Genomic DNA, 25,021 nt, shown 5'->3' on the forward strand with positions numbered 1-25,021 from the left:
AGGGTGGACCGCATGGCGACGAAGAAGTGGATCCTGTTCGACATCGGGGGTGTGCTGGAGATCGTCGACGACGACACCTGGCAGGAGCTGTGGTGGGATCGTTGGAGCGCGAACGCCGGGCTGGGGCGGGCCGAGTTCGAGGCGCGCGTCGCGGCCGCGGATCTCCCGGCGATCGACGTCACCAGCGGCACCGGGCCGGAGTTCTGGCGCCGCCTCGGCGAGGCCGTCGGGTTCGACGCCGCGCAGCGGGCGGAGATGCAGACCGACTTCTGGCATGCGTACTGCGGAACCGCGAACACGGAGCTTCTCGACTACGCGCGATCGCTGCGGGGAAGGGCCGGGCTGGCCATCCTGTCGAACTCGGCGGACGGCGCCCGCGAGGAGGAGGAGCGCCGGTTCGGCTTCTCCGCGGTGTTCGATCCGATCTGCTACAGCCATGAGCAGGGGGTGAACAAGCCGGATCCGCTGTCCTATCTGCGGGCGCTGGAGCGGATGGGAGCGGCCCCCGCGGACGTGCTCTTCGTCGACGACCATCAGGGTGCGGTGGACGGCGCGGCCGCCGTCGGCATCCGCGGCATCCTGCAGGGCGACAACGCGAGGACGATCGCCGCGATCGAGGAGTTCCTCGCCGGCTGAGCCGCAGGCGTGTACCGGACTCCTGCACTTTCGTCGCCCGGCTCGACGGCGACCGCGGAAACACGCCGCGGCGCATGCCGCGGAAGCCGAGACCGCCGGAGTTCGACACACCGACGGCCCTGACTCCTCGGGCGGCCTAGGGCTGAGCGGCGACGCCCAGGTCGTCCTCGTAGGCGTGGTCCTTCGTCTCCGGCGTGAGGATCAGCGCGATGAAGGTCAGCACGCCCATGGCGGAGAGGTAGACGCCGACGAGCCAGGGCTGGCCGTCCACCGCCGCCCACAGCGCGACGGCGATGAACGGCGCGACCGCGGCGCCGAGGATCGAGGACACGTTATAGGAGATCGCCGAACCCGAGTAGCGCACGTTGGTCGGGAAGAGCTCTGGCAGCAGCGCGCCCATCGGGCCGAACGTCGTCCCCATCAGCACGAACCCGAAGATGAGGAACGCCTGTGTGAGCGCACCGGTGAACTTCGGATCCCCCTGAGGCAGGAGGAAGACGTTGAACAGCAGGCCGAAGACGATGATCGCACCGGTCGTCCACAGGAGCAGCTTGCGGCGGCCGATCGCGTCGGCGACCGGCCCCGAGAGCAGCGTGAAGATGCCGAAGAACACCACGCCGACGATCTGCATGAGCACGAAGTCGATGTACCCGAAGCCGAGCCCCGGATAGAACTGCGCGGCGAAGGCCGTGGCGTCGAACGCCTTGCCCGTCGTCTCCGCGGCGGCCTGTGCGGCGGCGGACGCGGTCTCGAGATCCGCTGCCTTGGTGCCGTAGGTGAGCGTGAAGTTCGTCATGAGGTAGAACAGCACATAGGTCGCGAGCATGATGAACGTGCCGAGGATCAGCTGCTTCCAATGGTGACGGAACACCGTGGCGAGCGGGAGCCTGCGGATCGTGCCCTTCTGCTCCGCCTTCTTGAAGGTGTCGGACTCGACGAGCCTCAGGCGCACCCACAGGCCGATGACGACCATCACGGCGGAGAACAGGAACGGCACGCGCCAGCCCCAGGCGAGGAAGGCCTCCGAGCGCAGCGCGGGATTCTCCGCGTGCGGCTGCGCCCAGTTGATGATGAGGAAGAGCGCGTTGGCGATGATGAAGCCGATCGGGGCGCCCAGCTGCGGGAACGAGCCGTACCAGGCGCGCTTGCCCTTCGGCGCGTTCTCGGTCGCGACCAGCGCGGCCCCCGACCATTCGCCGCCGAGCGCGAAGCCCTGCGCGAGGCGGAGGACGAGCAGCAGCAGCGCGGCCCACCATCCGATCGCCTGGTACGTCGGCAGCAGGCCGATCGCGAACGTCGCGATCCCCATCGTGAGCAGGGAGGCCACGAGCGTCGCCTTGCGCCCGAACCGGTCCCCGAAATGCCCGAAGACGACGGCGCCGATCGGACGCGCGACCATGGCGGCGCCGAACACGGCGAAGGACGCCAGCAGGGATGCGGTGTCGTTGTCGCTCGGGAAGAACAGGGTGGGGAAGACGAGGACCGCCGCGGTCGCATACGCGTAGAAGTCGTAGAACTCGATGGTGGTGCCCACCAGGCTCGCGGTGATGACGCGCGAACGCGGGTTCGCGGGTTTCGTGACGGTGCTCATGATCTCCTTGCCTTCATGCCCTTCCGGGAGAAGAGCACACCGGAGTTTACGCCTTCCTGTGCGTTTCCTGGGACGCGCCGCGGTCACTCCTCGCGATCGCCGAGCGACGGCGCGGCGCGGAAGCGGGCGACCGGATCGACGACGTGCTCCAGCTCCAGGACGACGAGACGGTTCCCCCCGGCCAGGGTCACGGGCTCCGGAACATACAGCGTCCGACTGGGGCCGTTGCGCCAATACCGCCCGAGGAGGAAGCCGTTCAGGAACGCGTAGCCCTTGCTCCACGTGCCGGTGTCGAGGAAGAGATCGGCGGTCTCGTCGAGATCGAAGACGGCGGTCCACGACCCCGGCAGCGTTCCGGCATCCGCCTCGGCGTCGCGTTCGGCGACGTCGGCGGCGATCGCCGCGACGTCCAGGGCGGCGGCGCGCCAGCCGGGCAGGGGCGCGCCGTCGAGCGTCGGCGCGCCGATCATGCCCTTGTCCTCGCCGAGGAGACGGCCGTAGTTCACGCGGCCCTGGTCCTCGACGAGGATGCTGAGGACGCGGCCGGCCGGGATCCGAAGCGCCCTGTCGTGACGGGTGCGCGCGAGAGTGCCGATCGTGCGCCCGTCGACGCTCACCCAGGCCAGGTCTCGGATCTCCTCCTCGACCTGCAGGACCCCGCCGGCGAAGCCCTCCGGCAGGTCGGCGTCGTAGCGGACCAGCGCGCTGAGGTGATCGAGCTCCTCGAAGGTCGGCGGGACGTCGGATGCCTCGCCGACCGGCGCATCCGTCCATGGGCCGGCCGGTGCGAGCGCGGCCTCGAAGACGGGCGCGGGTGCTGCGGCCTCCGGGACCTCGTCCGGGACGGGAGCATACTTCGCGATCACGTCCCGCAGCGCGAAGAACTTCGGCGTCGGGTTCCCCGCTTCGTCGAGAGGGGCGTCGTAGTCGTAGCTGGTGACCAGCGGCAGATACCGGCCCTTGTGGTTGGCGCCGTTCGTGAGGCCGAAGTTCGTGCCGCCGTGGAACATGTAGATGTTCACCGAGGCGCCGGAGGCGAGCAGCGCGTCGAGGTCGGATGCCGCGGCCGCAGCATCCGTCGTGTGGTGCACGCCGCCCCACCAGTCGAACCAGCCGTCCCAGAACTCCGAGCACATCAGCGGCCCGGTCCTCTGGTGCCGGCGCAGGGTCTCCAGACGCTCGGGGACGCGGGATCCGAAGGAGCCGGTGCGATGCAGCTCGGGCAGGCTCCCGTCGGCGAGCATCCGATCGGTCGGCTGGTCGACCGTCGTGAGCGGGACATCGATGCCCGCGGCGCGCGTGACGCGCACGAGCTCCTTCAGGTAGGCCTTGTCGGAGCCGTAGGCGCCGTACTCGTTCTCGATCTGCACGAGGACGACGGAGCCGTCCCGGTGGATCTGACGCGGTGCGACGATCTCGTAGACGCGCTCGAGGAACCCGGTGACGTCTGCGAGGTAGGCCGGATCGGAGGATCGCAGCGTGCGCACGTCGGCGTCGACCCAGGTCGGCAGACCGCCGTTGTGCCACTCCGCGCAGATGTAGGGGCCGGGGCGCACGATGGCGTCCATGCCCTCGGCGGCGATCAGATCGAGGAATCGCCCGAGGTCGTTCCAGCCGGTGGCGTCCCATTCGCCGCGGCGGGGTTCGTGCGCGTTCCAGGCGACATAGGTCTCGATCGTGTTGAGCCCCATCAGGCGGGCCTTGCGGATGCGGTCCTGCCACTGGTCCGGGTGGACGCGGAAGTAGTGGATCGCGCCGGCGAGGACGCGGTGCGGCCTTCCGTCGCGGAGGAAGTCGGTCTCGCCGATGGAGAAGGTGCTCACGGGGCTGCGCTTTCGGGGAGGAAGGGGGCGGGATGCTCCGCAGCGTTCGCCTCGCCGAGCCTGTCGCTCGTGCTGAGCGAGCGAGGCGAGTCGAACTGAAGCGTGCGGAGCATCCCGCCCGGGATGACTACTTGTTGACGGAGAAGCCCTGCTCGTCGCCGTACTGCACGAGCGCGTCCTGCCAGGCCACGAGGCCCTCGTTCAGGTCGGTCCCGTTCTGGTACGACTGGCCGACGGTGTCGCCGAAGATGCTGTTCGCGTACACCTGATAGGGCAGGTAGCTCCAGCCCTCGACCACGTCGTCCGCCGCCTGCGCGAGGACCTCGTTGATCTTCTGGCCTCCGAAGTACTCCGGTGCGTCGGCGAGGAACTCCTCGTCCGCCAGGTCGGCCGTGGTGGACGGGAAGCCGCCGGACTCCAGGAAGATCTCGACGCTCTCCTCGGAGTTGTTCAGCCACCACAGGAAGCCGGCGGCGAGCTCGGGGTTCGCGCTCTGCGTGGTCACGGCCTGGCCGCCTCCGCCGTTCTCGGCGCTGGCGGGGGTGCCGTCATAGGTCGGCATGGGGGCGACGCGCCAGTCGCCCGAGCCGTCCGGGGCGCCCGAGATCAGGTTGCCCGGCATCCAGGCGCCGATGACGAGCGTCGCGATGCTGCCGTCGCCGAGGCCGCGGAACCACTCGTCGCTCCAGCTGGACGTCGGTGCGAGCAGGTCCTCCTCGACGAGGCGGTTCCAGTTCTCGGTCCACTTCTGTGCGCCCTCGTCCTGCAGGTCGAGCGTGACATCGGTGCCGGAGGTCTGGAACGGCTGGCCGCCGGCCTGCCAGATCATGCTGGTCGCGAAGCCCGCGTCGCCGAGGTCGTTGGCGATGTAGGCGTCGGGGTCGGCGGCGTGGATCGCCTTGGCCGCCTCGTAGTACTCGTCCCAGGTGGTGGGCACGGCGAGGCCGAGCTCGTCGAAGACGGCCTTGTTGTAGAACAGCGCCATGGGGCCGGAGTCCTGCGGCAGGCCGTAGATCGCGTCGCCGTCGGTGACGGAGTTCCAGGTGGATGCCGTGTAGTCGCCCTCGAAGTCGGAGAAGCCGTACTGCGAGAGGTCGACGAAGGAGTCGGTGAGGGAGAACTGCGGGAAGGCGTAGTACTCGATCTGGACGACGTCCGGTGCGCCGGAACCCGCCTTGATCGCGTTCTGGAGCTTGGTGTACTCGTCGTTGTTCGTGCCCGCGTTGACGAGGTTGACGGTCACGTTCGGGTAGGCGTCCTCGAAGGCGGCGACCTGGGCCTCGGCGGAGGGGGTCCACGACCAGTACGTGATCTCGCCGCCGGCCGCGAGGGCCGCCTCGACGGAGTCGAAGGAGCCGTCTCCGCCGCCGGAGGAGGAGTCGTCGCCGCTCGGCGCGCAGCCGGCGAGGGCGAGGGCGGCCAGGCCGCCGGCCGCGAGCGCGGCGAGAGCGCGCCGCGCGACGGGGGAGGGAAGGTGCTTCATTGCGGTGTCCTTTCGGGATGGTGGTGCGAGGTGCGGATCACTGCTTGACGCTTCCGGCGGTCAGACCGGACTGCCAGAAGCGCTGCAGCAGCAGGAAGGCGATGACGATCGGGATGATCGTGAGGAGGGATCCCATGATCACGAGGTTGTAGATCGGCTGGGAGCCGGCGCCGATGGCCTGCGCGCTCCATTGGTTCAGGCCGACGGTCAGCGGGTACCAGTCGGGGTCGGAGAGCATGATCAGCGGCAGGAAGTAGTTGTTCCAGGTCGCGACGACCGTGAACAGCGCCACCGTCACGATGCCGGGCGCGAGCAGGCGGATCGAGATCGTGAAGAAGGTGCGGAACTCGCCGGCGCCGTCGATGCGGGCGGCCTCGAGCAGCTCGGTCGGCACGGACTCCGAGGCGAACACCCAGATGAGGTACAGGCCGAAGGGGCTGATGAGCGAGGGGATGATGACCGCCCACGGCGTGTTCGTCAGGCCCAGCTCGCTGAACAGCAGGAAGGTCGGAACCGCGAGCGCCGTGCCGGGCACGGCGACGGCTCCGAGGACGACGGCGAACACCGCAGGGCGGCCGGGGAAGCGGAACTTGGCCAGGCCGTAGCCCGCCATGGTGGCCAGCAGCGTCGCGCCCCCTGCGCCGACGACGACGTACAGCAGGGTGTTGCCGAGCCAGCGCAGGAAGATCCCGTCGCGGTACGTGAAGGTCGCGACGAGGTTGTCGAAGAACGCGAAGTCGTCGGAGAACCACAGGCCGAACGAGCTGAACAGACCGGACTGCGTCTTGGTCGAGGCGAAGAGCAGCCAGATCAGCGGCACGAGCGTGTACAGCGCGTACGCGATCATGACGATCAGCAGCGTCTTGGACGACCGCGGGTTCAGGTGCGCGTTCTTGGGAGCGGAGCGATCCAGGGCGAGCGCCATCTCAGCGCACCTCCGACTTCGAGCCGCGCAGCTGCACGACGTAGGCGATCACGGCGGTGATGACGCCCATGATGATCGCGATGGTGGCCGAGTAGTTGAACTGCTGCCCCGCGAAGGACAGGTTGTAGGCATACATGTTCGGTGTGAAGTACGTGGTGATCACGTTGGGGGCGAGCGGACGCAGGATGTTCGGCTCGTTGAACAGCTGGAAGCTCCCGATGATCGAGAAGATCGTCGCGATGACGAGCGCTCCGCGCACGGAGGGGATCTTGATCGAGAAGACGATCCGCCAGGCGCCGGCGCCGTCCAGCGATGCGGCCTCGTACATGTCGGCGGGGATGGTCTTCAGCGAGGAGTAGAAGATCAGCATGTTGTAGCCGACGAACTCCCACGTCACGATGTTGCCGATCGAGAGCAGCATCCACTCCTTCGCGAACGGGGTGATCGCGTCGATGCCGAGGAGGTCGTTGATGTTGCCGGCGAGGCCGAACTGGTCTCCGTAGATGTAGCCCCACATGAGGACGGCGACGACGGCGGGGACGGCGTATGGCAGGAAGATGAGGATGCGGAAGAACGACGCGCCCTTCAGGCGTGCGCTGTCCAATGCGAGAGCCGCGCCGAGGGCGAGGGCGAGCATGATCGGCACCTGCACGACGAGGAACAGCAGCACGCGGCCGAAGGCCTCCCAGAACTGCGGGTCGGTGAGGGCGCGCATGTAGTTGTCGAAGCCGACGAAGGCGGTGCCTCCGACGAGCCTGTCCTGGAAGAAGCTCAGGTACAGCGCGTAGATCAGCGGGGTGAGGAACACCAGCGCGAACACGAGCATGAACGGGCCGACGAAGGCCCAGCCCTTCCAATCGCGCCGCTCGCGCCGGATGCCTGCGGCGACCGCCGGCGCTGCGGTGATGTGTGTCGTCATCGACGAGACCTTCTTACGTTCCGGGCGCGACCTGCGCCGTATGTCAACGTCAACATATGTCATCCGGTGCTAGTGTGTCAACGTCAACACATCGAGGGGAACAGCACGCGTGTCTCAGGAATCCCCGGCGGAGCTGTCGGGACGGCGGCGGGAGCCCTCCATGGAGGACGTCGCCCGCGAGGCCGGCGTCTCGGGTCAGACGGTGTCGCGCGTGGTGAACAACCGCGGCTATGTCGGCCAGGCGACACGCGAGCGGGTGAACGCCGCCATGCAGCGTCTCGGATACCGGCCCAACAGCGCCGCGCGCGCACTGCGGTCGGGGCGGTTCCGCGCCATCGGCGTGATCATGTTCTCCTTCAGCTCCTACGGCAACCAGCGCACACTCGACGCCATCGCGGTCCGTGCGGCGCAGGCGGGCTATGCACTCACCCTGATCCCCGTCGAGTCCAGCGCGAGGGACACCGTGGACGGGGCCTTCCGCCGGCTGGAGGAGCACGCCGTCGACGGCATCGTGATCGTCATCGAGGCGCATCAGCTCGATGAGGCCGACGTCGAGATCCCCGCGGGGCTCCCGGTCGTCTTCGTCGACTCCAGTCGATCCACCTCGCGTCCCTTCGTCGACACCGACCAGGCCCAGGGCGCGCGGCTCGCCACCGAGCACCTGCTGGAGCTCGGGCATGAGACCGTCTGGCATGTGACCGGTCCGGCGAGGTCTTACTCCGCGGAGCGGCGCCGGCAGGCGTGGCAGGACACCCTCCAGGCGCGCGGACGCTCTGTTCCCGATGCGATCGCGGGGGACTGGAGCGCGGCATCCGGATACCGCGCCGGGGTGGTGCTGGCCGCGGATCCTGCGGTGACCGCGGTCTTCGCAGCGAACGACCAGATGGCCATCGGCCTCGTGCGGGCGTTCCGCGAGGCGGGGATGGACGTACCGGGCGACGTCAGCGTGGTCGGTTTCGACGGTCTGCCGGAGGCGGCGCAGCTGTGGCCGCCGCTGACGACGGTGCAGCAGCATCCGGAGCGCGTCGGCGCGCTCGCCGTGGACACCCTGCTCGCCGAGCTCGACGGCGAGGGGCACGCGCAGGCGCCGCTCGTCGCGACGGAGCTCGTGGTGCGGGAGAGCACGGCGCCGCCGCGCTCCCGCTGACGCGCCGAGGGGCGATTCCTCGCCCGGCTCGTCGTCTGGAGGGGCGTTCTCCCTGCTGCTCGCTGCGGCGCGGGATCTGCGCCGGTTCGTCGTGCGTGGGCCTCCCCTGACCCGTTCGTTGAGCGAGGACGCGGAGCGACCGAGTCGAAACGCCCTGGCATCCTGAACCGCTCCTCGGCGCGCGGCGCGAAACGGATCCCGCGATTCTGCCCGCCGCGCCCCCTCTACGGCCCTACGCGGCCACTGGCCCTGCACAGTCGGCTTCTTCTCGTGAGCCTCCACAGAAACCCAGTTCAGATCGGGTATCTCCTCACTCGATGTCGGAGCCCCCGCGTTCAATGGAAGCATGACGAACCGCACCGCCGAACTCCTCGACCAGGCCATCCGCTGCCTGCGCGAGGTGCTGTCCGGCGAGGCGATCGCCGGTCTGTCCGATGCGGCACGGGCCGAGGTCCTCGACGCGGCCGGACGGATGCTGAGGCTGTCCGAGGCGGTGGCGGTCGAGCTGGTGGCCGCATCGGAGCCGGGCTTCGAGCACGCGTACGGATGTCGGAGCCAGAACGAGCTGCTCCGCAGGGTGCTGCGAGTGGATGCCGGGCAGGCGACGCGATTCGGCCGGGCGGTGCAGGCCGTGCGACGGACGATGAGCATGACGAGTGGAGAGCGGATGCCTGCGCGGTGGCCGCTGCTGCGCGAGGCTCTGCTCGACGGCGTGGTCGGGGTGAGCGGCCTGCTGGCTGCGACCGGGCCGTTGGAAGAGGTGCATCACCGTGTCGGGACCGCCGAGCGGCTGCAGGCGGATGCCGATCTCGCCGCCTACGCGCGGGGGGAGACCGCAGCGCCCGAGGGGGCATCGGAGCCCGCCGCGACGCCGGAGGAACTGAAGCAGGCGGCGTACGAATGGGCGATGGCGCTCGATCCCGATGGGGCCGAGCCTTCGGACCGGCGCGCGCAGGTGAGACGCTCCTTCTCGATCGGGCCGCTGCACGACGGCTTCCACCGCGCGCAGGGCGCGCTGTTGCCGGAGGTGGCCGCCCAGCTGCAGCTGATCTTCGATGCGTACGGCAATCCGAAAGCGGCCGGAGCACCGCAATCCGGGACGGTGGCCTTCCTCCCGGATGGAGGCGACGCCTGCGACCCATCCGCGGGAGAAGACGATCCGTTCAACGGCGACCCGCGCGGCGTGATCGACGGTCGCACCGCCGCGCAGAGGCGTCACGACGCCCTCGCGGCTGCGCTCGGAATCGCCGCGAGGCACGAGGAGATGCCGAAGCTGGGCGGCGCTGCGCCGACGCTCGTCGTGCACGTGGACGCCGCGGACTACGCTGCGGGAACCGGATGGGCGAGCATCCCCGGAACCCTCGCACCGGTTCCCGTGTCCGTCGCCGCGCACACGGCCTGCGCAGGCGGTGTGCAACGGGTCCTGTTCGACGAAGGTCGCATCGTCGGGATCAGCGTCACAGATCGGATCTTCACGGCCCACCAGCGCCGGGCGATCATCCTCCGAGACAAGGAGTGCTTGATCCCTGGCTGTCATGTCCCGGCGTCGTGGTGCGAGATCCACCACGTGATCGAGCATCAGGACGGCGGGCCCACTCACACGGACAACGGAGTGCCCTTGTGCTGGTGGCACCACCGCAACCTCGACCCGCGCGTTTGGGAGATCCGCACGCTCGAGGGTGTGCCCCAGATCCGCGGGCCGGCCTGGTGGGACGCCGATCGGCTCTGGCGCACTCCGCGACACAGTCTTCCCGAGCACGCGCTTCCCGAGCACGCGCTGAGCGGAGTGCCCTGATTCGGACGCCGCGGTCGGGGCTCGGATGCCCTGACCGCGGCCGGTGACGGGGGCTCGGGTGACTTGACGTATACCTGTGGCCGGGGGTGGGTGACTTGACGTATACCTGTGGCCGGAGGTGGATGACCTGACGCATGCCGGCGACCGGCGACCGGATGACCAGCGAACGCCGTATACCTCGTGAAGGCCGAGCCGCGACTCAGCGCCAGATGGCGGCGATACCCGCGTTGACGAGCGTCAGGACGCCGACGAGCCAGAACATGGCGGGAGGCACGGATCCGGTCTTGCGCTGGCGACCAGCGCCGATGCCGAGCAGCGCCCCGATCACGATCAGAACGGCGAACTTCACGCCGATCTTCGCGTAGTTCATCTCCGCCCCCTCCGGCAGTCCCCATGGAGCCGCGAGTGCGAGACCGGCGACCGCGGCGATGGTCATGCCGATCGACATCAGCCGGGTGAACTCGCGCTTCCCGCCGAAGGCCTGCACCGCCCAGGCGCCGAAGAGCGTCGCGAAGCCGATGAGATGGATGAACAGGACGATGTGGCGCAGGGTCTCCATGGGCGACACGCTACGCGCGCGAGCACGCGCCCGCCAGGTAGGTTCGCCTGACCTCAGTCCCGCAGGAGCCGCGGATTCGGAGCCGCGCAGGTGTTGCCGGATCGGTCACGGCCGCGGCAGACTCAGCCGCGCAGCTGCCGCAGGAGCAGTGCGGTGCGGATCGCGGCATCGGCCGCTTCGGCGCCCTTGTCCTCCTTCGAGCCCTCCAGCCCCGCGCGGTCCAGGCCCTGCTGCTCGTCGTCCAGCGTCAGCACGCCGAAGCCGACCGGCTTCCCGGCATCCAGAGACACCCGCGTCAGGCCATCCGTCGTCGCCGACGACACGTACTCGAAGTGCGGAGTGCCGCCGCGGATGATCGCTCCTAGCGCGACGACCGCATCCGCACCGCCCTCGAAAGCGGCCTGCGCCGCGAGCGCGAGCTCGAAGGATCCAGGCACTCGCACCAGGCGATGGGTGGCGTGGGCGGCGCTGAGGGCTCGCTCCGCTCCGGCGATCAGCCCGTCGGTGATCACGTCGTGCCAGGTGCCGGCGATGACGACGACGTTCAGACCCGTCGCGTCGACCGGGCTCTGGGCGGTGGGGGCTCCTGCGCCGCTCATGCGTTGTCCTTTCCTTCGGCGAGAGCCTCGGCGAGCTCCGCCTCTCCGATGATGTGACCCATGCGATCACGCTTGGTCTCGAGGTACTGGTGGTTGTTGGGCCCGACGCCGACGATCAGCGGAACCTGTTCGATCACGTCGAGTCCGAGCTCCTGCAGCTGCTTCACCTTGTCGGTGTTGTTGGTCAGCAGCCGCACCCTGGAGATCCCCAGGTCGCCGAGGATGCCGGCGGCCGCCGCATAGTCGCGCGCATCCGCAGGAAGGCCGAGCGCGAGGTTGGCGTCGACCGTGTCGAGTCCCTCCTCCTGCAGACGGTAGGCGCGCAGCTTGTTGATCAGGCCGATGCCGCGGCCCTCGTGCCCGCGCATGTAGATGACGACGCCGCCCTCCTGCTCGATCGCGTCCAGCGCGGCGTCCAGCTGCGGGCCGCACTCGCACTTGAGCGATCCGAACGCCTCGCCGGTGAGGCACTCCGAGTGCACCCGGACGAGTGCGGTCTCGCCCGGCTCGCCCGAGACGACCGCGATGTGGTCTGTGCCGGTGACCCGGTCCTTGTAGGCGAGGAAGCGGAACACGCCGTGCTCGGTGGGGACGGTGGCGTCGGCGCGCAGGCTGACCCTGCGGCGGCCGTCCTTCGCCGCGTGCACCGGCTCGTCCAGCGGATCGACCTCGTCGAGGTGGGCGATCAGCTGCTCGATCGTGATGACGGGGATGCCGTCCCGCTCGCCGAGCTCCAGGAGCCCGGGCAGGCGCATCATGCTGCCGTCCTCGGCGACGATCTCGGCGATCGCCCCTACCGGGCGCAGGCCTGCGAGTCTCATCAGCTCCACCGCGGCCTCGGTATGTCCGCTGCGCTCTCGGACACCGCCGTCGACGGCGCGCAGGGGCAGGACGTGGCCAGGCCGGATGACGCTCGTCGGCGTCGAGGAAGGGTCCGCGAGGACGTTCAGGGTGTGCGCCCGGTCATGCGCGCTGATGCCGGTGGTGACGCCCTCCGCCGCATCCACGCTGACGGTGTAGGCGGTCGAACGGGCGTCCTCGTTCGCCTCCACCATCGGGGGGAGGTTCAGCCGGTCGGCGAGGTCGGCGGGCATCGGCGCGCAGATGAACCCGGACGACCAGCGCACCGTCCACGCCACCCACTCCGGCGTGGCGAGCTCTGCGGAGAGGATGACGTCGCCCTCGTTCTCGCGGTTCTCGTCGTCGGCGACGATGACGGGGCGTCCGGCGCGCAGGGCGTCCAGAGCCACGGGGATGCTGGCAAGGCTCATCGTGAGCCTCCTTCCTTCGCGTCCGTGCGGAACGCGAGAAGTCGCTCGACATGGCGGGCGAGGACATCGGTCTCGAGGTTGACGAGGTCGTCGACGACACGGGAGCCGAGGGTGGTCGCGGCGAGCGTCTCAGGGATGAGGGAGACCTCGAGGAAGGACTCTGCGGCGCCGGGCTCGCTGACGGCGCTCACCGTGAGCGAGGTGCCGTCGATCGAGATCGAGCCCTTGTCGACCACGAGGGCAGCGAGGTCGGCGGGCAGGCCGACGCGCAGCACGCTCCACTGGTCGCCGGGGCGCACCTCGACGATGCGGCCGATGCCGTCCACGTGTCCCTGCACGATGTGACCGCCCAGGCGAGCGCCCACCGGCATGGCCTTCTCGATGTTGACGCGGGTGCCGACGACGGCCGAGGCCAGCGCCGAGACGTCCAGGGTCTGCTTCATGACGTCGGCGTCGAACGAGTCGGCCGTGGAGCCGACGACGGTCAGGCAGACGCCGGAGACGGCGATCGACTCGCCGTGCACCGCGTCTGACGCTGCGCCCGGCGCGCGGACGGTGAGACGCCAGCCGTCGCCGGACGGTGCGATGGCGGTGATCTCGCCGATCTCGGTGATGATTCCGGTGAACATCAGGGTGCTCCTTCGGTCGAAGCGGTCGAAGCGGTCGGGTGTGCGATCGCGAGGAGGTCGGCGCCGAGGGGCAGCCACTCGTCGATGGCGAGTCGGCGCGCGGCGGCGATCGTCGCGACGCCGACGTCGGTCACCGCCAGGCGGCGTCCGCCCAGCAGCACCGGGGCGATGTAGGCGAGGATCTCGTCGGCGAGGCCCGCGGCGAGGAAGGCGCTGGCGAGCGTCGGTCCGCCCTCGACGAACACCCGCTGGACGCCGCGCGAGCCGAGGTCGGCGACGACGGCCTCCAGGTCGCGGGTGTCGTAGTGGAGCAGCTCGCGGGGGTGACGGCGCAGCGCGGCATCCACGGGGACGCCGCGCGATCCGATCACCACGGGGATCGGCTGGCGGGGGAGCAGCTCATCGCCCGCACGGGCGGTGAGGGCCGGATCGTCGGCGAGCACGGTTCCGGTGCCGACGACGACGGCATCGGATGCCGCGCGCCGGCGGTGCACGTCCGCCCGCGCTGCGGGGCCGGTGATCCACTGGCTGGTGCCGTCGTCCGCGGCCGCGCGGCCGTCCAGGCTCTGCGCCCACTTGACCGTGACGTGCGGACGCCCGAGACGCTGCACGGCGAGCCAGTCGGCGATGACGCCGCGCGCGGACTCCGCCTGCTCGCCGGACTCGACGCTCACACCGGCCGCGCGGAGGCGATCCCCTCCGCCGCCATGGCTCGCGACGGGATCGTCGAGCGCGTAGACGACGCGGGAGACGCCCGCCTCGATGAGGGCGACGGCGCACGGTCCGGTGCGCCCGGTGTGGTTGCAGGGCTCCAGAGTGACGACCGCCGTCGCGCCGAGCGCGCCGTCGTGCGGAAGCTTCGACAGCGCATCGACCTCGGCGTGGGGCGTGCCCGAGCCTCGATGCCACCCCTCGGCGATGATCTCGCCGGCGGGGGAGAGGATCACGGCCCCGACCTGCGGATTCACTCCGCGTGGGCCGCGCGTCGCCAGCTCGATGGCACGGCTCATCGCCCGGCTCTCCGCCTCGGTCACTGCCATCCTTCGTCCTTCGTCGAGGCTCCGGGGATGGCTGAATGCGCGCGTACGCGCACCGTGCTGCCTCCCTTCCGGACTAGCGAGGTCACCCTCGCATCACCGTCGGTTCCGGAGTTCCACCGGATCGGCACCCCGGATGAACCGAGACGCTCGCGGACTGTCACCGCCGGTTCGGATTCTCACCGACCCCGGAGCACGTGTGCTGTTCTGAGTGTAGTCAACGCGGATGCGCGGATTTCATTCCGTGACGGGAGATCAGACGCGTGCAACACTTCCGGATTGTCCGGCCATGTCCCCCATGAAGGGCCAGAACCGACCGAAAGGGCAGATCATGACCGAGCAGCGGATCGAGGAGATCCTCACCAGCGGCAACCCGTGGCGGACGCCGGAGGACAGCGCGATGAGCATCGCGATCGCGGAGACGGCGACGCTGGCGCGCCGGGCCTCGAGGCGTCGGCCGAGGCGCCGTCTCACCTGGATCGCTCCGGTGGCCGCCGTCGGAGCCCTCGCGCTCACGGCCGGCGCCGTCGTCGTCTCCGACAGCCTCGTCAGGGAAGAGCTCCTCATCCCGATCAGCTACACGACCCAGTCGGGCGACACGGTCGACTGCGTGGCACAGATCACCGGAGGGTCCCTCTTCACGCCGTTCCGCGAGGAGGTGATCGACTACTACCGCACGCACGACTTCGACGGCGTCGGACAGCGGATCTACGACTACGCGCTCGTGCTGACCGGCGACCGGAAGGCTGCGCCAGGCGTTCTTCCGGAGTCCTCGGAGTGGATCCCCGCCGAAGGGGAGCGGTACGCCGATGCGCAGGCCTTCTCGTTCTCTCTGACGTCGTTCCTGCTGACCGACACCGGGATCGCGCTCGGTCTCTCGGGAAGCGGGGGCGCCGAGCTCACGTCCGATTGCACGGGGCGGCTCCGATGAGCGCCGCATCGCTTCCCGCGGGTCGCGCGCTGACCCGGACGCGACGGGAGGCGGACGCTGCGGACATCACGGCTCTCGTCGAACGCGAGGCTCCCGGCCTGCTCGCCTATTTCGTCCGCCGCGTGGCCGTTCGAGAGGACGCCGCCGATCTGCTGGGAGAGACGCTCATGGTGCTCTGGCGTCGGAAGGACAGCATCCCCGTCGATGAAACGGGTGCGCGGATGTGGGCGTACGGTGTCGCGCGCAGGGTGCTCTCGGGCCACCGCCGTGGCGTGCGACGCCGAGATGCGCTGGGGGAGAGGCTCAGGCATGAACTCGCGGCGCGGCCCGCGCAGGATCAGGATGAAGGGATCGTCGCGGCGCAGGCGCTCCTCGAACAGCTGCCGGGCATCGATCAGGAGATCCTGAGACTCTCGCTGTGGGAGGGGTTCTCGCTGGCCGAGGTGGCGAGGATCCTCGCCATGCGCCCGACGACCGTGCGCAGCCGTCATGCCCGTGCCCTCGCGAAGCTGCGGGCATCGGCCGCTCCGTGAGCCCGACGGCGGGCAAGGATCTTCGAGAGGCTCCTCTCGCCCTGAGGCATCGCGGTCAGGGAGCCGATTCGTCCGCGCGGACGCCGAGCGCCGCCCGCGAGATGCGTCCGGCCGTCAGCCGGGCCTCGCGGCCCATCTCGCCGATGCGGTCCTGGATGCGGTACTTCGGCCCGTAGATGGAGACGGAGGCCAGGGCGGATCCGTTGCGGTCGCGGACGACGGCCGCGACGCGCTCCACATCGTCCGTGCGCGGGATCCAGACGAAGCCGCGGCTCTGCGCGAGCTCGTACTCGCGCGCCCAGGTGGTGTGGTCCAGGCGGACCTCCGGGTGCTCGACCGGAGCGTCGGCGAGCTCGTCGATGATGCGGTGCTGCTCGCTGGTCGGCAGGGTGAACATGATGGCCCGTCCTGCCGCGGTGCCGTACAACGGCGCCGCGTTGCCGACGTGCGGGACCATCCGGAACGGATGCTCCGGGTCCAGCTGCTCGATGCTGACCGAGTTCGAGCCCTGGCGCACGGTGAGGATGACCGTCTCGTTGACGCGATCCCGGAGGTCCGTCAGGTGCGGGCGGGCGATCTCGCTGAGGTCGTACTGCTGACGGAAGCCCTTCGCGAGGTTCAGCACCCGCCCGGTGAGCACGATGCGGCGGCTCTCCAGCCGGGCCAGGAACCCGAGCTCGACGAGGCTGCCGACCAGGCGTGAGGTCGAGCTCTTGTCGATGCCGGTCAGGACGGAGAGCTCGGTGACGCTCAGTCCGCTGCGCGACTCGGCCACGGCCTCCAGGATGCTCATCCCGCGGGACAGCGCCCGATGGCGTCCGGCGTCCGCGGTCATCTCCGCGCCTCCCCGATGCGCGCGAGGTCTTCTCGGAAACCGGACTCGAAGGCCTTGTCGGCGAGATCCGCCGTCGCGTCCAGCGCGTGCGAGAAGGAGGGCGACAGCCGGAACGAATCGGTCCGTGAGCGATAGCCGAGCTCCGTCGCGGCCTTGTCGACGGGCAGTCGCGCGAAGCGGTTCGCGCTCACCGCGTTGAAGATCTCGAAGACGACGTCCGCCGCGATGGACCTCTCGATGAGATCGTGGAGATCCTCCGGTGCGCAGTAGTCCCGCAGCATCCAGCCGTTCTCGTCGTCGGCGAGCGCCTCCGGATCGTCGAAGGCACCGATCCGCAGCGCGATGAACGACAGCCCCTGCTGGGCGGCGTGCGCGCCGAGCGCCTCTCCGAAGCACTTGGTGACCCCGTACAGATCGCCGGGCCTGACCGGATCGTCCTCCCGCACCTGCTGCCATGGCGCGTATCCGGAGACGGCGTGCACTGACGACGCGTAGACCATCCGGCGGCATCCGGCGGCGAGGGCGGCGGCGACGACGTTGTACGCGCCGACGATGTTCGCCGGAAGGAGGGCGGACCAGGGGGCGCCTGGGCGGCGCTCCCCGCCCAGGTGGACGACGGTGTCGATCCCCTCGAAGGCTGCGGCGATGGCGTCGATGTCGCTGAGATCGGCTTCCACGAGCCGTCCCAGCTCGGCGTGGCGAGCGGTGAAGCGCCCTGGGAGGTCGAGAAGCGTGAGGTCGTGACGCGACGATGCCGCTTCCGCGAAGCTCGTGGCGATCCGGCCCGCGCCACCGGTCAGGAGGACGCTGCGCTTCGTGCTCTCGTCGTTGTGATGCATGCCCGAGATCCTGCCAGCCGGTTGTCTGTACAGCAACGGAGTTGCGAATATGGCAACGATGAGGGACGTGTTGCCGTATCGACAACATTTTTGCGGGTGGCGATTTTGTTTCCTAGCGTTGCCGCACGTCGCCGCCGAGCCCGGAACAGGTCCGGGACGACGTCGTCGCTCAGGCACTTTTCGCACGCATCGCTTTACAAAGGAGTTGGAGATGTCTCATTCTTCCCTGCGGACCCGCCGGTCCCTCGCCGGCGGCCTCGCCCTGACGATCGGCGCGGCCACGGTTCTCACCGGCTGCACCGGCGCGGGGGCGCCGGACGACGACAGCGTCACGCTGACCATGTGGACATGGAGCAACGAGGCTCGTGAAGCACTTGAGGACGGCCTGCTGGAGACGTTCGAGGCCGAGCATCCGGGTATCGAGGTCGAGATCCTCGTTCAGCCCGATCAGGACTATCAGACGCTGCTCACCACGGGGCTCGCCGGCTCCGGAGGCCCGGACGTGGCGGCGATCCGGTCCTACGGGGTGATCTCCAGCTTCGCCGAGAGCGGCGATCTCGTGCCCATCGACGACCTCGTCGAGGACTGGAGCGGATTCTCCGAGATCGCTCTCGACGGAGTGAAGGCGCGAGGAGACGGGCTCGTCTACGCGGTGCCCCAGGGGATCCAGACCGCGCAGGTCTTCTACAACAAGGGGATCTTCGACGACCTCGGGCTCGAGGTCCCGACCACCTGGGACGAGTTCCTGCAGGTCTCCGAGACGATCAAGGACTCCGGGACCGCGCCGATCGTGATTCCAGGAGCCGCCGCGGCGCAGATCGCCCTGGCCGGCGAGGTCCTCGGAAACGCACGCCGAGGCGGGAACGCGTTCACCGACGCCTTCGTCGCAGGGGATGAGAGCCTCACCTCGCCGGACGGCGTCGCGTCCATCGCGCTCATGCAGGAGATCGAGCCGTACCTGATCGACAACGTCACCTCGGTGACGCTCGACGAGGCGGTCACGATCTTCGCGACGGGGATGGCCGCCATGTTCCCGTCCGGCACGTGGCAGGTGTCCAGCTTCGAGAACCTCGGAGCGACCGACCTGGAGTACGGGACGTTCGACGTCCCCGCGGGGCCCGGTTGGCCCGCGGAGCCCGCGACCGTCGCCTATGCGGACGGCGGATGGGCGCTGTCCGCGCGCAGCGAGCATCCCGAGGAGGCGGCCGAGCTGCTGAACTGGCTGGCGTCGGCGGAGTACTTCCAGGCCTACTCCAACACGATGAGCACCATCCCGCCGCGCGACGGCGTCGAACTGGACGACGAGCACGTCTCCGAGATGTACGAGCGCTTCCTGGACTCCTCGGCCACCTATCTGGGCGCGGCCTACCTGCGCTACGGCACGCCGTGGGGCACCGACGTCTACGGGGAGCAGGTGCAGCGGCTCTGGCTCGGAGACCAGACGCCGGAAGGCGTCGCCGATGCCGTCCAGTCGGGCATCGACGCCTGGTTCGACCCCGCCGACTTCGCCGGCTGACCGCGATGCCCGAGACGAGGAGAACGATCAGATGAGCAGCACCGCGAAGAGCACGTACGACGCGAGGAGACCACCGAGAACGATCATCGCCCTGTTCATCCTTCCGGCCTTCGTGCTCTTCGCGGTGATCCTGCTGTATCCGCTCGCGGCGGCGCTGGGATTCTCGCTGTTCGAGTTCCGGGGCGGGATGAACCTGGTGGGATTCAACGGGTTCCAGAACTTCGTGACCCTGTTCACGCAGGAGCCGTACATCACGCAGCTGCCCAGGGCCTTCGCGCACAACATCGCGATCCTCGGGGGAACGCTCGTCCTGCAGAACTCCATCGGGCTGTTCCTCGCCGTGCAGCTGCAGCGGTTCACCGCCCTGCGGCGGGTGTTCCAGGTGCTCTACACGACCCCGTACCTGGTCAGCCCGCTGGTGGTGGGGTATCTGTGGACGCTGCTGCTGTCGCCCACCTTCGGTCCGGTGAACGCCGCGCTGCGGGCGATCGGCCTCGACGCGCTCGCCCTCCCGTGGCTCGGGGATCCGAAGCTCGCCCTGCCCGTCCTCATCCTGGTGTCGGTGTGGCAGTGGATCGGGTTCCCCGTGCTGCTGTACGGCGCGGCCCTGGCCGGTCAGCCGCGCGAGCTCCTGGAGGCCGCGTCGATCGACGGGGCGAACGGCTGGAAGCGCTTCCGGCACATCACGCTCCCGCTGCTCGCCCCCGTCGTCGGAACCGTCTCGATCCTGACCTTCATCGGAGCCATGGAGAGCTTCACCCTTCCGTACGCGTTCGGCGGAGCCACCGGCTCTCCCGCCGGCTCGACGGACGTGCTGTCGCTGCTGTTCTTCCGCGAGTCGTTCCATTCCGGTGCGAGCAACGCCCTCGGCATGTCCTCGGCGGTCGCGACCGTGCTGTTCCTCTTCATCCTCGGCGGCGCCGTCGTCGCCAGGAGGATGCTCGCCCGCTACGAGGAGACGCTCTCATGACCCTCACCGCAGATGTCACCGCGGGACCGGCGCCCGCACCGCGGACCGGCCGCCGCAGGCGGCCGGTGACCCCGCAGGCCGTGGCGATCCACATCGTCCTCTGGCTCTACGCGGCCCTCTCGATCGTCCCGCTGCTGACGATGGTGGGCAACTCGTTCCGGACGCACTTCGAGATCGCGAGCGATCCGTGGCCGATCCCCACCCAGCCCACGGTGGAGAACTACGTCAACGCCTGGACGCAGGCGAGCTTCGGCACCTATGCGCTCAACTCCGTCCTGGTGACGGTGTCGTCCGTCCTGCTGTCGACGGTCGTCGCCCTTCCCGCGGCGTACGCCCTCGCCCGCTGGCGCTTCCGCGGACGCAGCGTGCTGGAGAGCCTTTTCATCTCGGGACTGCTGATCCCGTTCATGCTGGCGATCCTGCCGATGTTCTACCTGATGGACGCCCTGGGGCTCGTGGACTCGCCGCTCAGCCTCGTGCTGATCTACGGTGCCAACGGCATCCCGTTCACCATCTTCATCCTGATGGCGTTCTTCCGACAGCTGCCGGCGGAGCTGGAGGAGGCGGCGCTGATCGACGGAGCCGGGCATCTGACCGTGTTCTGGCGGGTCATGCTGCCGCTCGTCCGTCCGGCCGTCGCGACGGTCATGATCTTCCGCTTCGTCCCGATCTGGAACGACTTCCTCATGCCGCTGGTCATGCTGCGCTCGCGAGAGAACTACACGCTCGGCGTGGGTCTGACCACGTTCTTCGGGGAGTACCAGACGGATTGGGCCTCGCTGTTCGCGGGGCTCGTCATCGCGACCGTCCCGCTCCTGCTCCTCTTCATCATCGCGACCAGACAGATCATCGACGGCCTCACCGCCGGCATCGGCAAATGACACGCACGAAGGACACCATGGGAACTCTCGACTCGATCACCGCACCGCTGTCCATCACGATGTGGGACTCGTCCTGGCTCCGCCGGCGCTATCGCGGAGGCGGCTTCGAGGACTGGGACCGCGCGCTCGCAGAGCTCCGCGAGCGCGGCTACGACGCCGTGCGGCTCGACGTGTTCCCGCATCTCGTCGCCGCCGGCCCCGACGGGCGCATCGTGGAGCGGTTCAAGGACGTCCCCAACCAGTTCCCGCAGTTCTACGGGTTCGGGATGTGGGGGAATCCGTGGACCATGTACATCGAGCCGCGCCGCTCGCTCATCGAGTTCCTCGCCAAGTGCCGGGAGCATGGGGTGAAGGTGGCGCTGTCGACGTGGTTCAAGCCGACGGACGATCATCGCAACGAGCAGATCGAGGGGCTGGACGAGTTCGTGCGCGTCTGGCAGGAGACGCTCGAGTTCATCGACGCGCACGGGCTGATGGACACGGTGGTCTACCTGGACGTGCTGAACGAGTACCCGGACGGCCATGTCTTCACCTGGCTCCATCGGAATGTCCAGACCATGGCATACCCGCCGGGGCCCGACGGCGGGTACAACGACCGGCAGAGGGACTTCCTCTGGGACTTCCTGACCTCGGCGATCGATCGGCTGCGGGCGAACTGGCCTGAGCTCACGATCTCGGCGAGCTTCACGATGGACGGCTTCTCCCGCTACTGGGAGCACAAGGATCTGGCGCAGCTCGACTTCCTCGACGTGCACATCTGGCTCAACTATCTGCCGGGCTTCGACGAGCTCACCGACTACGCCGCGACCATCGAGAAGCACGGCAACCCGCACGAGCTGTTCCGCATCGAACGCGGCGGGAACGCGTACGCCTCGCAGGCGAGGATGATCCCGCAGGACTACGACTACGACCTCATCTACGCCGCGATCGCCGACACATGGCGGTCGCAGCGGGAACGCTGGATCGGCGAGTACGAGTCCGCCATCGATCGCGTGGTCGCCGCCGCGGCTCCCCATGGGCTGCACGTCGGTCAGACCGAGGGATGGGGGCTCGTCAACTGGGCGGATCATCCGCTGCTCCGCTGGGACGTGCACCGCGAGACGGCGGAGGCGGCGACCGCGATCGCGGCCCGGCGAGGCTATTCGTTCGACTGCAGCGCCAACTTCTGCCATCCGCACTTCCTCGGCTTCTGGGACGACGCGGACTGGCATCGGTCCGTCACGGACGTCATCCGCTCCGGCGTGCCGCGCGTCGACGGCGGCCGGAGGCGCGCATGAGACTCCGGGAGCTGTCGGTCCACATCTGCGACGCCTACCGGACGAACTGGGTGTTCGTCCGGATCGAGACCGAGGAGGGCGTCCGGGGCTGGGGCGAGGCGACTCTCGAGTACCGGGAGCAGGCTGTGGAGGCGGCCGTCCTCGCGCTCGAGGCCGGCCTGCGCGATCGCGACCTGTCGGACATCCAGGGCTGGTGGCAGGACGCGTACCGGGATGCCTACTGGCGCGGCGGAGCGGTGCTGACCAGCGCGCTGTCCGCGGTGGAGATGGCGCTGTGGGACCTCAAGGGGAAGGCGCTCGGCGTCCCCGTCCATCAGCTGCTCGGCGGCGCCGTGCGCTCCGAGGTCGACTGCTACGCCAACGCGTGGTTCGCCGGCGCGCGTGCCCCCGAGGAGTTCGCCGACAAGGCCGTGGAGGCCGTGGAGCACGGCTACCGGGCGTTGAAATGGGACCCCTTCGGCTCGGCGTTCCGCACGCTCGGCGCCTCCGAGCTGCGTGCGTCGATGCGCGTCGTCGAGGCGGTGGCGGCAGCGATCGGCGACCGGGCGGAGGTCATCATCGAGGCGCACGGCAGGTTCGAGCTCCCGGCGGCCCGGCGCATCGCGGCGGCGCTCGAGCCGATCGATCCGCTCTGGCTGGAGGAGCCGCTGATCCCGGGCAACCTGGCGAACGCCGCGCGTCTGCGCGAGGCGACGAGCACTCCGCTCTCGCTGGGCGAGCGCCTGTACACGCGGTGGGACTTCCGCGAGGTGTTCGGGGCCGGCGCCGCGGACGTCGTCCAGCCGGACGTCTCCCACGCGGGCGGCATCTGGGAGACGCGGACGATCGCGGCCCTGGCAGAGCTCTGGCAGGTCTCCTTCGCACCGCACAACCCCTCGGGTCCCATCGCCAATGCCGCGACGCTGCAGCTTGCCGCCTGCACACCGAACTTCACCCTGCTGGAGACCATGGCCACGGACGTTCCGTGGCGGAAGGAGATCGTCGTCGAGGAGCCCGAGATCCGTCATGGGCGCGCCGAGATCCCCCAGCGCCCGGGGCTCGGGGTCGAGCTCGACCTCGAAGCGCTCGAGCGGTTCCCGTATGTGCGCCACGATCTGCGGCACTACTCGGGCGCGCTGACCGATATCCGGCCGGCGGATGCCGATCGGAGAGGAGCGTGAGGGCACGATGAGCATGACGGGGCGCACCGTGCTCGTGACGGGAGCGGCGCACAATCTCGGACGATCCATCGCGACGCATCTCGCCCGTGAGCGCGCGGTCGTCATCGCCCATGCCAGGACGGAGGCCGATGCCGAACGTGCGGCGAGAGAGATCGGCGCGGACACCGGGGCCGTCGTCGTGCCGGTCGCGTTCGACCTCGGGGACCCTGCGGCGATCGACAGCGGCTTCGATCTGCTCGAAGACGGCGGCCTTCTCGTCGACGGCCTCGTCCTGAACGCCGCCCACCTGGGGCTTCGGGACCAGCCGACGCTCGAACAGCCCCTCGAGTTCCTCGACGAGGTGCTGGCGGTGAACGTGTCCGGCGTCTATCGATGCTGCATGCAGGTCGCGCGCAGGCTCGTCGCCGCCGACCGTGCCGGCGACTTCGTCGTCGTGTCCTCCCTCGCCGGAGAGCAGGCGATCCACGGGCGCCTCGCGTACAACACCAGCAAGGCGGCCGTCGACGGGCTGGTCCGCTCTCTCGCCATCGACCTCGCACCCCATCGGATCCGCGTCAACGGGATCGCACCGGGCTTCGTCTGGAGCGACCGCTGGGAGAGCATCGGCGAGGAGGAGGCGCGGAGCCGCAGGGCGCTGATCCCGATCGGACGGGAGACGGCCCAGGCGGAGATCGCACGCCTCGCGGCGTTCCTCGTGTCCGATGCGACGCCGTCGCTGACGGGGGAGCGGATCGTCATCGACGGCGGTCTCGCCGCGCAGCAGGCACCGCCCCCGGCGGCTACTTGAGCAGCCGCGACAGCCTCCGGTCGGCGAGGGGCCTGCCGCCGGTCTGACACGTCGGGCAGTACTCCAGCGAACGATCCGCGAAGAACACGCTGCGGATGGCGTCCCCGCACACCGGGCACGCTTCTCCGCGCCGGGCGTGCACCTGGAAGCCGCCTCTCTTGGCGTCCTTGAGATCGGCGGGCGGCTTGCCGGACGCGGTGCGGACGGCGTCCCGGAGCGTCGCCTGCATCGCCGCGTACAGCCGGTCGACCTCCTCGTCGCCGAGCTTTCCCGAGATCGCGCACGGCGACATCCGCGCCGCGTGCAGGATCTCGTCGCTGTAGGCGTTGCCGATCCCGGCGATCACGTTCTGATCGCGCAGCAGGCCCTTGATCTGCATCCTGCGGCCTTCGAGCAGGGCGGCGAAGGCGTCACGCGTGAAGGCGGCGTCGAGAGGGTCCGGGCCCAGCCGCGCGATGCCCGGCACATCGGCCGGATCGCGGACCACATACACGGCGAGGGACTTCTTCGTGCCGGCCTCGGTGAGATCGAACCCGCTGCCGTCGTCGAGCGCGACGCGCAGGGCGATGGGAGACTTCCCGGGCCGGATCAGCGTCGAGGGCAGCGTCTCGTACCAGCGGAGCCACCCCGCCTTGGCGAGGTGGAAGATCAGATGCAGGTCGTCGCCGCAGATCACGTCGACGAACTTGCCGTGACGGGCCGTTCCCGTGACGGTAGCGCCGAGGAGGGCGGTGTACGGCGGATCGAAGGTCCGCAGCGCTGCGATCGCACCGACGGTCGTCCGATCGATCGCCCGCCCGGCGGCGCGCTCGCCGAGGAAATCGACGAGCCCCTGGACCTCCGGCATCTCGGGCATGGGTTCATCCTCGCACCGGCAT

Annotated in this window: 24 protein-coding genes and 1 riboswitch; of the genes, 11 read left to right on the forward strand and 13 right to left on the reverse strand. The window is 69.4% G+C overall.

The features are described 5' to 3' along the window. Positions 1 to 12 precede the first annotated feature (12 nt). Positions 13 to 636 carry an HAD family hydrolase gene (locus tag ACYVGQ_RS13560; protein WP_460785176.1) on the forward strand — a complete coding sequence of 208 codons (624 nt, stop codon included), beginning with the start codon at positions 13 to 15 and terminating at the stop codon, positions 634 to 636. Between the two features lie 136 nt (positions 637 to 772). Here ACYVGQ_RS13560 and ACYVGQ_RS13565 read toward each other — a convergent pair whose 3' ends face one another. The 5 genes from ACYVGQ_RS13565 to ACYVGQ_RS13585 form a co-directional block, all read right to left on the reverse strand. Next, on the reverse strand, positions 773 to 2,227 hold the full coding sequence (locus tag ACYVGQ_RS13565) for an MFS transporter (RefSeq protein WP_460785177.1): 1,455 nt from the start codon (positions 2,225 to 2,227) through the stop codon (positions 773 to 775). An 83-nt stretch (positions 2,228 to 2,310) separates the two neighbouring features. Next, positions 2,311 to 4,050 carry a glycoside hydrolase family 35 protein gene (locus ACYVGQ_RS13570; protein ID WP_460785178.1) on the reverse strand — a complete coding sequence of 580 codons (1,740 nt, stop codon included), beginning with the start codon at positions 4,048 to 4,050 and terminating at the stop codon, positions 2,311 to 2,313. 127 nt (positions 4,051 to 4,177) lie between these two features. Continuing rightward, on the reverse strand, positions 4,178 to 5,533 hold the full coding sequence (locus ACYVGQ_RS13575) for an ABC transporter substrate-binding protein (RefSeq protein WP_460785179.1): 1,356 nt from the start codon (positions 5,531 to 5,533) through the stop codon (positions 4,178 to 4,180). A 37-nt stretch (positions 5,534 to 5,570) separates the two neighbouring features. Then, a complete protein-coding gene (locus tag ACYVGQ_RS13580) occupies positions 5,571 to 6,380 on the reverse strand; it encodes a carbohydrate ABC transporter permease (RefSeq protein WP_460785462.1) in 810 nt (269 codons plus the stop codon). A gap of 79 nt (positions 6,381 to 6,459) precedes the next feature. Next, positions 6,460 to 7,377, reverse strand: coding sequence for a carbohydrate ABC transporter permease (locus ACYVGQ_RS13585; RefSeq protein WP_460785180.1), 918 nt, complete (start codon positions 7,375 to 7,377; stop codon positions 6,460 to 6,462). 160 nt (positions 7,378 to 7,537) lie between these two features. Here ACYVGQ_RS13585 and ACYVGQ_RS13590 point away from each other — a divergent pair, with 160 nt between their 5' ends. Together ACYVGQ_RS13590 and ACYVGQ_RS13595 are read left to right on the forward strand one after the other, a co-directional pair. Continuing rightward, positions 7,538 to 8,524, forward strand: coding sequence for a LacI family DNA-binding transcriptional regulator (locus ACYVGQ_RS13590; RefSeq protein ID WP_460785463.1), 987 nt, complete (start codon positions 7,538 to 7,540; stop codon positions 8,522 to 8,524). Between the two features lie 346 nt (positions 8,525 to 8,870). Continuing rightward, positions 8,871 to 10,319: an HNH endonuclease signature motif containing protein gene (locus tag ACYVGQ_RS13595; protein WP_460785181.1), complete on the forward strand. Its 1,449-nt coding sequence runs from the start codon at positions 8,871 to 8,873 to the stop codon at positions 10,317 to 10,319. A gap of 199 nt (positions 10,320 to 10,518) precedes the next feature. Here ACYVGQ_RS13595 and ACYVGQ_RS13600 read toward each other — a convergent pair whose 3' ends face one another. From ACYVGQ_RS13600 to ribD, 5 genes are all read right to left on the reverse strand, one after another. Then, on the reverse strand, positions 10,519 to 10,878 hold the full coding sequence (locus tag ACYVGQ_RS13600) for a Fe-S protein (protein ID WP_460785182.1): 360 nt from the start codon (positions 10,876 to 10,878) through the stop codon (positions 10,519 to 10,521). A 122-nt stretch (positions 10,879 to 11,000) separates the two neighbouring features. Then, entirely contained in the window at positions 11,001 to 11,477 is a 477-nt protein-coding gene (ribH, locus tag ACYVGQ_RS13605) for a 6,7-dimethyl-8-ribityllumazine synthase (protein WP_460785183.1), read from the reverse strand. Then, entirely contained in the window at positions 11,474 to 12,748 is a 1,275-nt protein-coding gene (ribA, locus tag ACYVGQ_RS13610) for a GTP cyclohydrolase II (protein WP_460785184.1), read from the reverse strand. The genes ribH and ribA overlap by 4 nt, the downstream gene beginning before the upstream one ends. Further along, on the reverse strand, positions 12,745 to 13,377 hold the full coding sequence (locus ACYVGQ_RS13615) for a riboflavin synthase (RefSeq protein ID WP_460785185.1): 633 nt from the start codon (positions 13,375 to 13,377) through the stop codon (positions 12,745 to 12,747). The genes ribA and ACYVGQ_RS13615 overlap by 4 nt, the downstream gene beginning before the upstream one ends. Continuing rightward, positions 13,377 to 14,417, reverse strand: a complete 1,041-nt coding sequence (gene ribD, locus ACYVGQ_RS13620; RefSeq protein ID WP_460785186.1) for a bifunctional diaminohydroxyphosphoribosylaminopyrimidine deaminase/5-amino-6-(5-phosphoribosylamino)uracil reductase RibD — start codon at positions 14,415 to 14,417, stop codon at positions 13,377 to 13,379. Before ribD ends, ACYVGQ_RS13615 begins: the two co-directional genes overlap by 1 nt. A 50-nt stretch (positions 14,418 to 14,467) precedes the next feature. After that, positions 14,468 to 14,615, reverse strand: a riboswitch (FMN riboswitch). Positions 14,616 to 14,745: 130 nt separating this feature from the next. Here ribD and ACYVGQ_RS13625 point away from each other — a divergent pair. Together ACYVGQ_RS13625 and ACYVGQ_RS13630 are read left to right on the forward strand one after the other, a co-directional pair. Next, the gene (locus tag ACYVGQ_RS13625; protein ID WP_460785187.1) at positions 14,746 to 15,345 is read left to right on the forward strand and encodes a hypothetical protein; all 600 of its coding nucleotides are present in this window, start codon (positions 14,746 to 14,748) and stop codon (positions 15,343 to 15,345) included. Then, positions 15,342 to 15,878 carry an RNA polymerase sigma factor gene (locus ACYVGQ_RS13630; RefSeq protein ID WP_460785188.1) on the forward strand — a complete coding sequence of 179 codons (537 nt, stop codon included), beginning with the start codon at positions 15,342 to 15,344 and terminating at the stop codon, positions 15,876 to 15,878. Before ACYVGQ_RS13625 ends, ACYVGQ_RS13630 begins: the two co-directional genes overlap by 4 nt. Before the next feature lie 55 nt (positions 15,879 to 15,933). Here ACYVGQ_RS13630 and ACYVGQ_RS13635 read toward each other — a convergent pair whose 3' ends face one another. Continuing rightward, positions 15,934 to 16,713 carry an IclR family transcriptional regulator gene (locus ACYVGQ_RS13635; RefSeq protein WP_460785189.1) on the reverse strand — a complete coding sequence of 260 codons (780 nt, stop codon included), beginning with the start codon at positions 16,711 to 16,713 and terminating at the stop codon, positions 15,934 to 15,936. Beyond that, a complete protein-coding gene (locus ACYVGQ_RS13640; protein WP_460785190.1) occupies positions 16,710 to 17,552 on the reverse strand; it encodes an NAD-dependent epimerase/dehydratase family protein in 843 nt (280 codons plus the stop codon). The genes ACYVGQ_RS13635 and ACYVGQ_RS13640 overlap by 4 nt, the downstream gene beginning before the upstream one ends. Positions 17,553 to 17,763: 211 nt before the next feature. On the opposite strand from ACYVGQ_RS13640, the gene ACYVGQ_RS13645 reads away from it, so the two are divergent. From ACYVGQ_RS13645 to ACYVGQ_RS13670, 6 genes are read left to right on the forward strand one after another with little or no spacing between them, the layout of a single operon-like run. Next, complete coding sequence (locus ACYVGQ_RS13645; protein WP_460785191.1) at positions 17,764 to 19,068, forward strand: ABC transporter substrate-binding protein; 1,305 nt, start codon at positions 17,764 to 17,766, stop codon at positions 19,066 to 19,068. 31 nt (positions 19,069 to 19,099) lie between these two features. Further along, positions 19,100 to 20,038, forward strand: coding sequence for a carbohydrate ABC transporter permease (locus tag ACYVGQ_RS13650; protein WP_460785192.1), 939 nt, complete (start codon positions 19,100 to 19,102; stop codon positions 20,036 to 20,038). Further along, entirely contained in the window at positions 20,035 to 20,919 is an 885-nt protein-coding gene (locus tag ACYVGQ_RS13655; protein ID WP_460785193.1) for a carbohydrate ABC transporter permease, read from the forward strand. Before ACYVGQ_RS13650 ends, ACYVGQ_RS13655 begins: the two co-directional genes overlap by 4 nt. Then, entirely contained in the window at positions 20,916 to 22,196 is a 1,281-nt protein-coding gene (locus ACYVGQ_RS13660) for a cellulase-like family protein (RefSeq protein WP_460785194.1), read from the forward strand. The genes ACYVGQ_RS13655 and ACYVGQ_RS13660 overlap by 4 nt, the downstream gene beginning before the upstream one ends. Next, complete coding sequence (gene dgoD, locus ACYVGQ_RS13665) at positions 22,193 to 23,356, forward strand: galactonate dehydratase (RefSeq protein ID WP_460785195.1); 1,164 nt, start codon at positions 22,193 to 22,195, stop codon at positions 23,354 to 23,356. The genes ACYVGQ_RS13660 and dgoD overlap by 4 nt, the downstream gene beginning before the upstream one ends. A gap of 7 nt (positions 23,357 to 23,363) precedes the next feature. Further along, positions 23,364 to 24,143 (forward strand): SDR family NAD(P)-dependent oxidoreductase, encoded by a 780-nt coding sequence (locus ACYVGQ_RS13670; RefSeq protein ID WP_460785197.1) that lies wholly within the window; start codon positions 23,364 to 23,366, stop codon positions 24,141 to 24,143. On the opposite strand, the gene ACYVGQ_RS13675 is transcribed toward ACYVGQ_RS13670, so the two are convergent. Next, positions 24,136 to 24,999 (reverse strand): Fpg/Nei family DNA glycosylase, encoded by an 864-nt coding sequence (locus tag ACYVGQ_RS13675; RefSeq protein WP_460785198.1) that lies wholly within the window; start codon positions 24,997 to 24,999, stop codon positions 24,136 to 24,138. The two genes, ACYVGQ_RS13670 and ACYVGQ_RS13675, sit on opposite strands and share 8 nt — an antisense overlap. Positions 25,000 to 25,021: the final 22 nt, after the last annotated feature.

It is taken from the genome of Microbacterium tumbae (assembly GCF_054780175.1).

Coding starts and splice junctions, on each gene's coding strand:
- ACYVGQ_RS13560 (WP_460785176.1), top strand. CDS start 13: ATGGCGACGAAGAAGTGGATCCTGTTCGACATCGGGGGTGTGCTGGAG.
- ACYVGQ_RS13565 (WP_460785177.1), bottom strand. CDS start 2,227: ATGAGCACCGTCACGAAACCCGCGAACCCGCGTTCGCGCGTCATCACC.
- ACYVGQ_RS13575 (WP_460785179.1), bottom strand. CDS start 5,533: ATGAAGCACCTTCCCTCCCCCGTCGCGCGGCGCGCTCTCGCCGCGCTC.
- ACYVGQ_RS13580 (WP_460785462.1), bottom strand. CDS start 6,380: ATGATCGCGTACGCGCTGTACACGCTCGTGCCGCTGATCTGGCTGCTC.
- ACYVGQ_RS13585 (WP_460785180.1), bottom strand. CDS start 7,377: ATGACGACACACATCACCGCAGCGCCGGCGGTCGCCGCAGGCATCCGG.
- ACYVGQ_RS13590 (WP_460785463.1), top strand. CDS start 7,538: ATGGAGGACGTCGCCCGCGAGGCCGGCGTCTCGGGTCAGACGGTGTCG.
- ACYVGQ_RS13595 (WP_460785181.1), top strand. CDS start 8,871: ATGACGAACCGCACCGCCGAACTCCTCGACCAGGCCATCCGCTGCCTG.
- ACYVGQ_RS13600 (WP_460785182.1), bottom strand. CDS start 10,878: ATGGAGACCCTGCGCCACATCGTCCTGTTCATCCATCTCATCGGCTTC.
- ribH (WP_460785183.1), bottom strand. CDS start 11,477: ATGAGCGGCGCAGGAGCCCCCACCGCCCAGAGCCCGGTCGACGCGACG.
- ribA (WP_460785184.1), bottom strand. CDS start 12,748: ATGAGCCTTGCCAGCATCCCCGTGGCTCTGGACGCCCTGCGCGCCGGA.
- ACYVGQ_RS13615 (WP_460785185.1), bottom strand. CDS start 13,377: ATGTTCACCGGAATCATCACCGAGATCGGCGAGATCACCGCCATCGCA.
- ribD (WP_460785186.1), bottom strand. CDS start 14,417: ATGGCAGTGACCGAGGCGGAGAGCCGGGCGATGAGCCGTGCCATCGAG.
- ACYVGQ_RS13625 (WP_460785187.1), top strand. CDS start 14,746: ATGACCGAGCAGCGGATCGAGGAGATCCTCACCAGCGGCAACCCGTGG.
- ACYVGQ_RS13630 (WP_460785188.1), top strand. CDS start 15,342: ATGAGCGCCGCATCGCTTCCCGCGGGTCGCGCGCTGACCCGGACGCGA.
- ACYVGQ_RS13635 (WP_460785189.1), bottom strand. CDS start 16,713: ATGACCGCGGACGCCGGACGCCATCGGGCGCTGTCCCGCGGGATGAGC.
- ACYVGQ_RS13640 (WP_460785190.1), bottom strand. CDS start 17,552: ATGCATCACAACGACGAGAGCACGAAGCGCAGCGTCCTCCTGACCGGT.
- ACYVGQ_RS13645 (WP_460785191.1), top strand. CDS start 17,764: ATGTCTCATTCTTCCCTGCGGACCCGCCGGTCCCTCGCCGGCGGCCTC.
- ACYVGQ_RS13650 (WP_460785192.1), top strand. CDS start 19,100: ATGAGCAGCACCGCGAAGAGCACGTACGACGCGAGGAGACCACCGAGA.
- ACYVGQ_RS13655 (WP_460785193.1), top strand. CDS start 20,035: ATGACCCTCACCGCAGATGTCACCGCGGGACCGGCGCCCGCACCGCGG.
- ACYVGQ_RS13660 (WP_460785194.1), top strand. CDS start 20,916: ATGACACGCACGAAGGACACCATGGGAACTCTCGACTCGATCACCGCA.
- dgoD (WP_460785195.1), top strand. CDS start 22,193: ATGAGACTCCGGGAGCTGTCGGTCCACATCTGCGACGCCTACCGGACG.
- ACYVGQ_RS13670 (WP_460785197.1), top strand. CDS start 23,364: ATGAGCATGACGGGGCGCACCGTGCTCGTGACGGGAGCGGCGCACAAT.
- ACYVGQ_RS13675 (WP_460785198.1), bottom strand. CDS start 24,999: ATGCCCGAGATGCCGGAGGTCCAGGGGCTCGTCGATTTCCTCGGCGAG.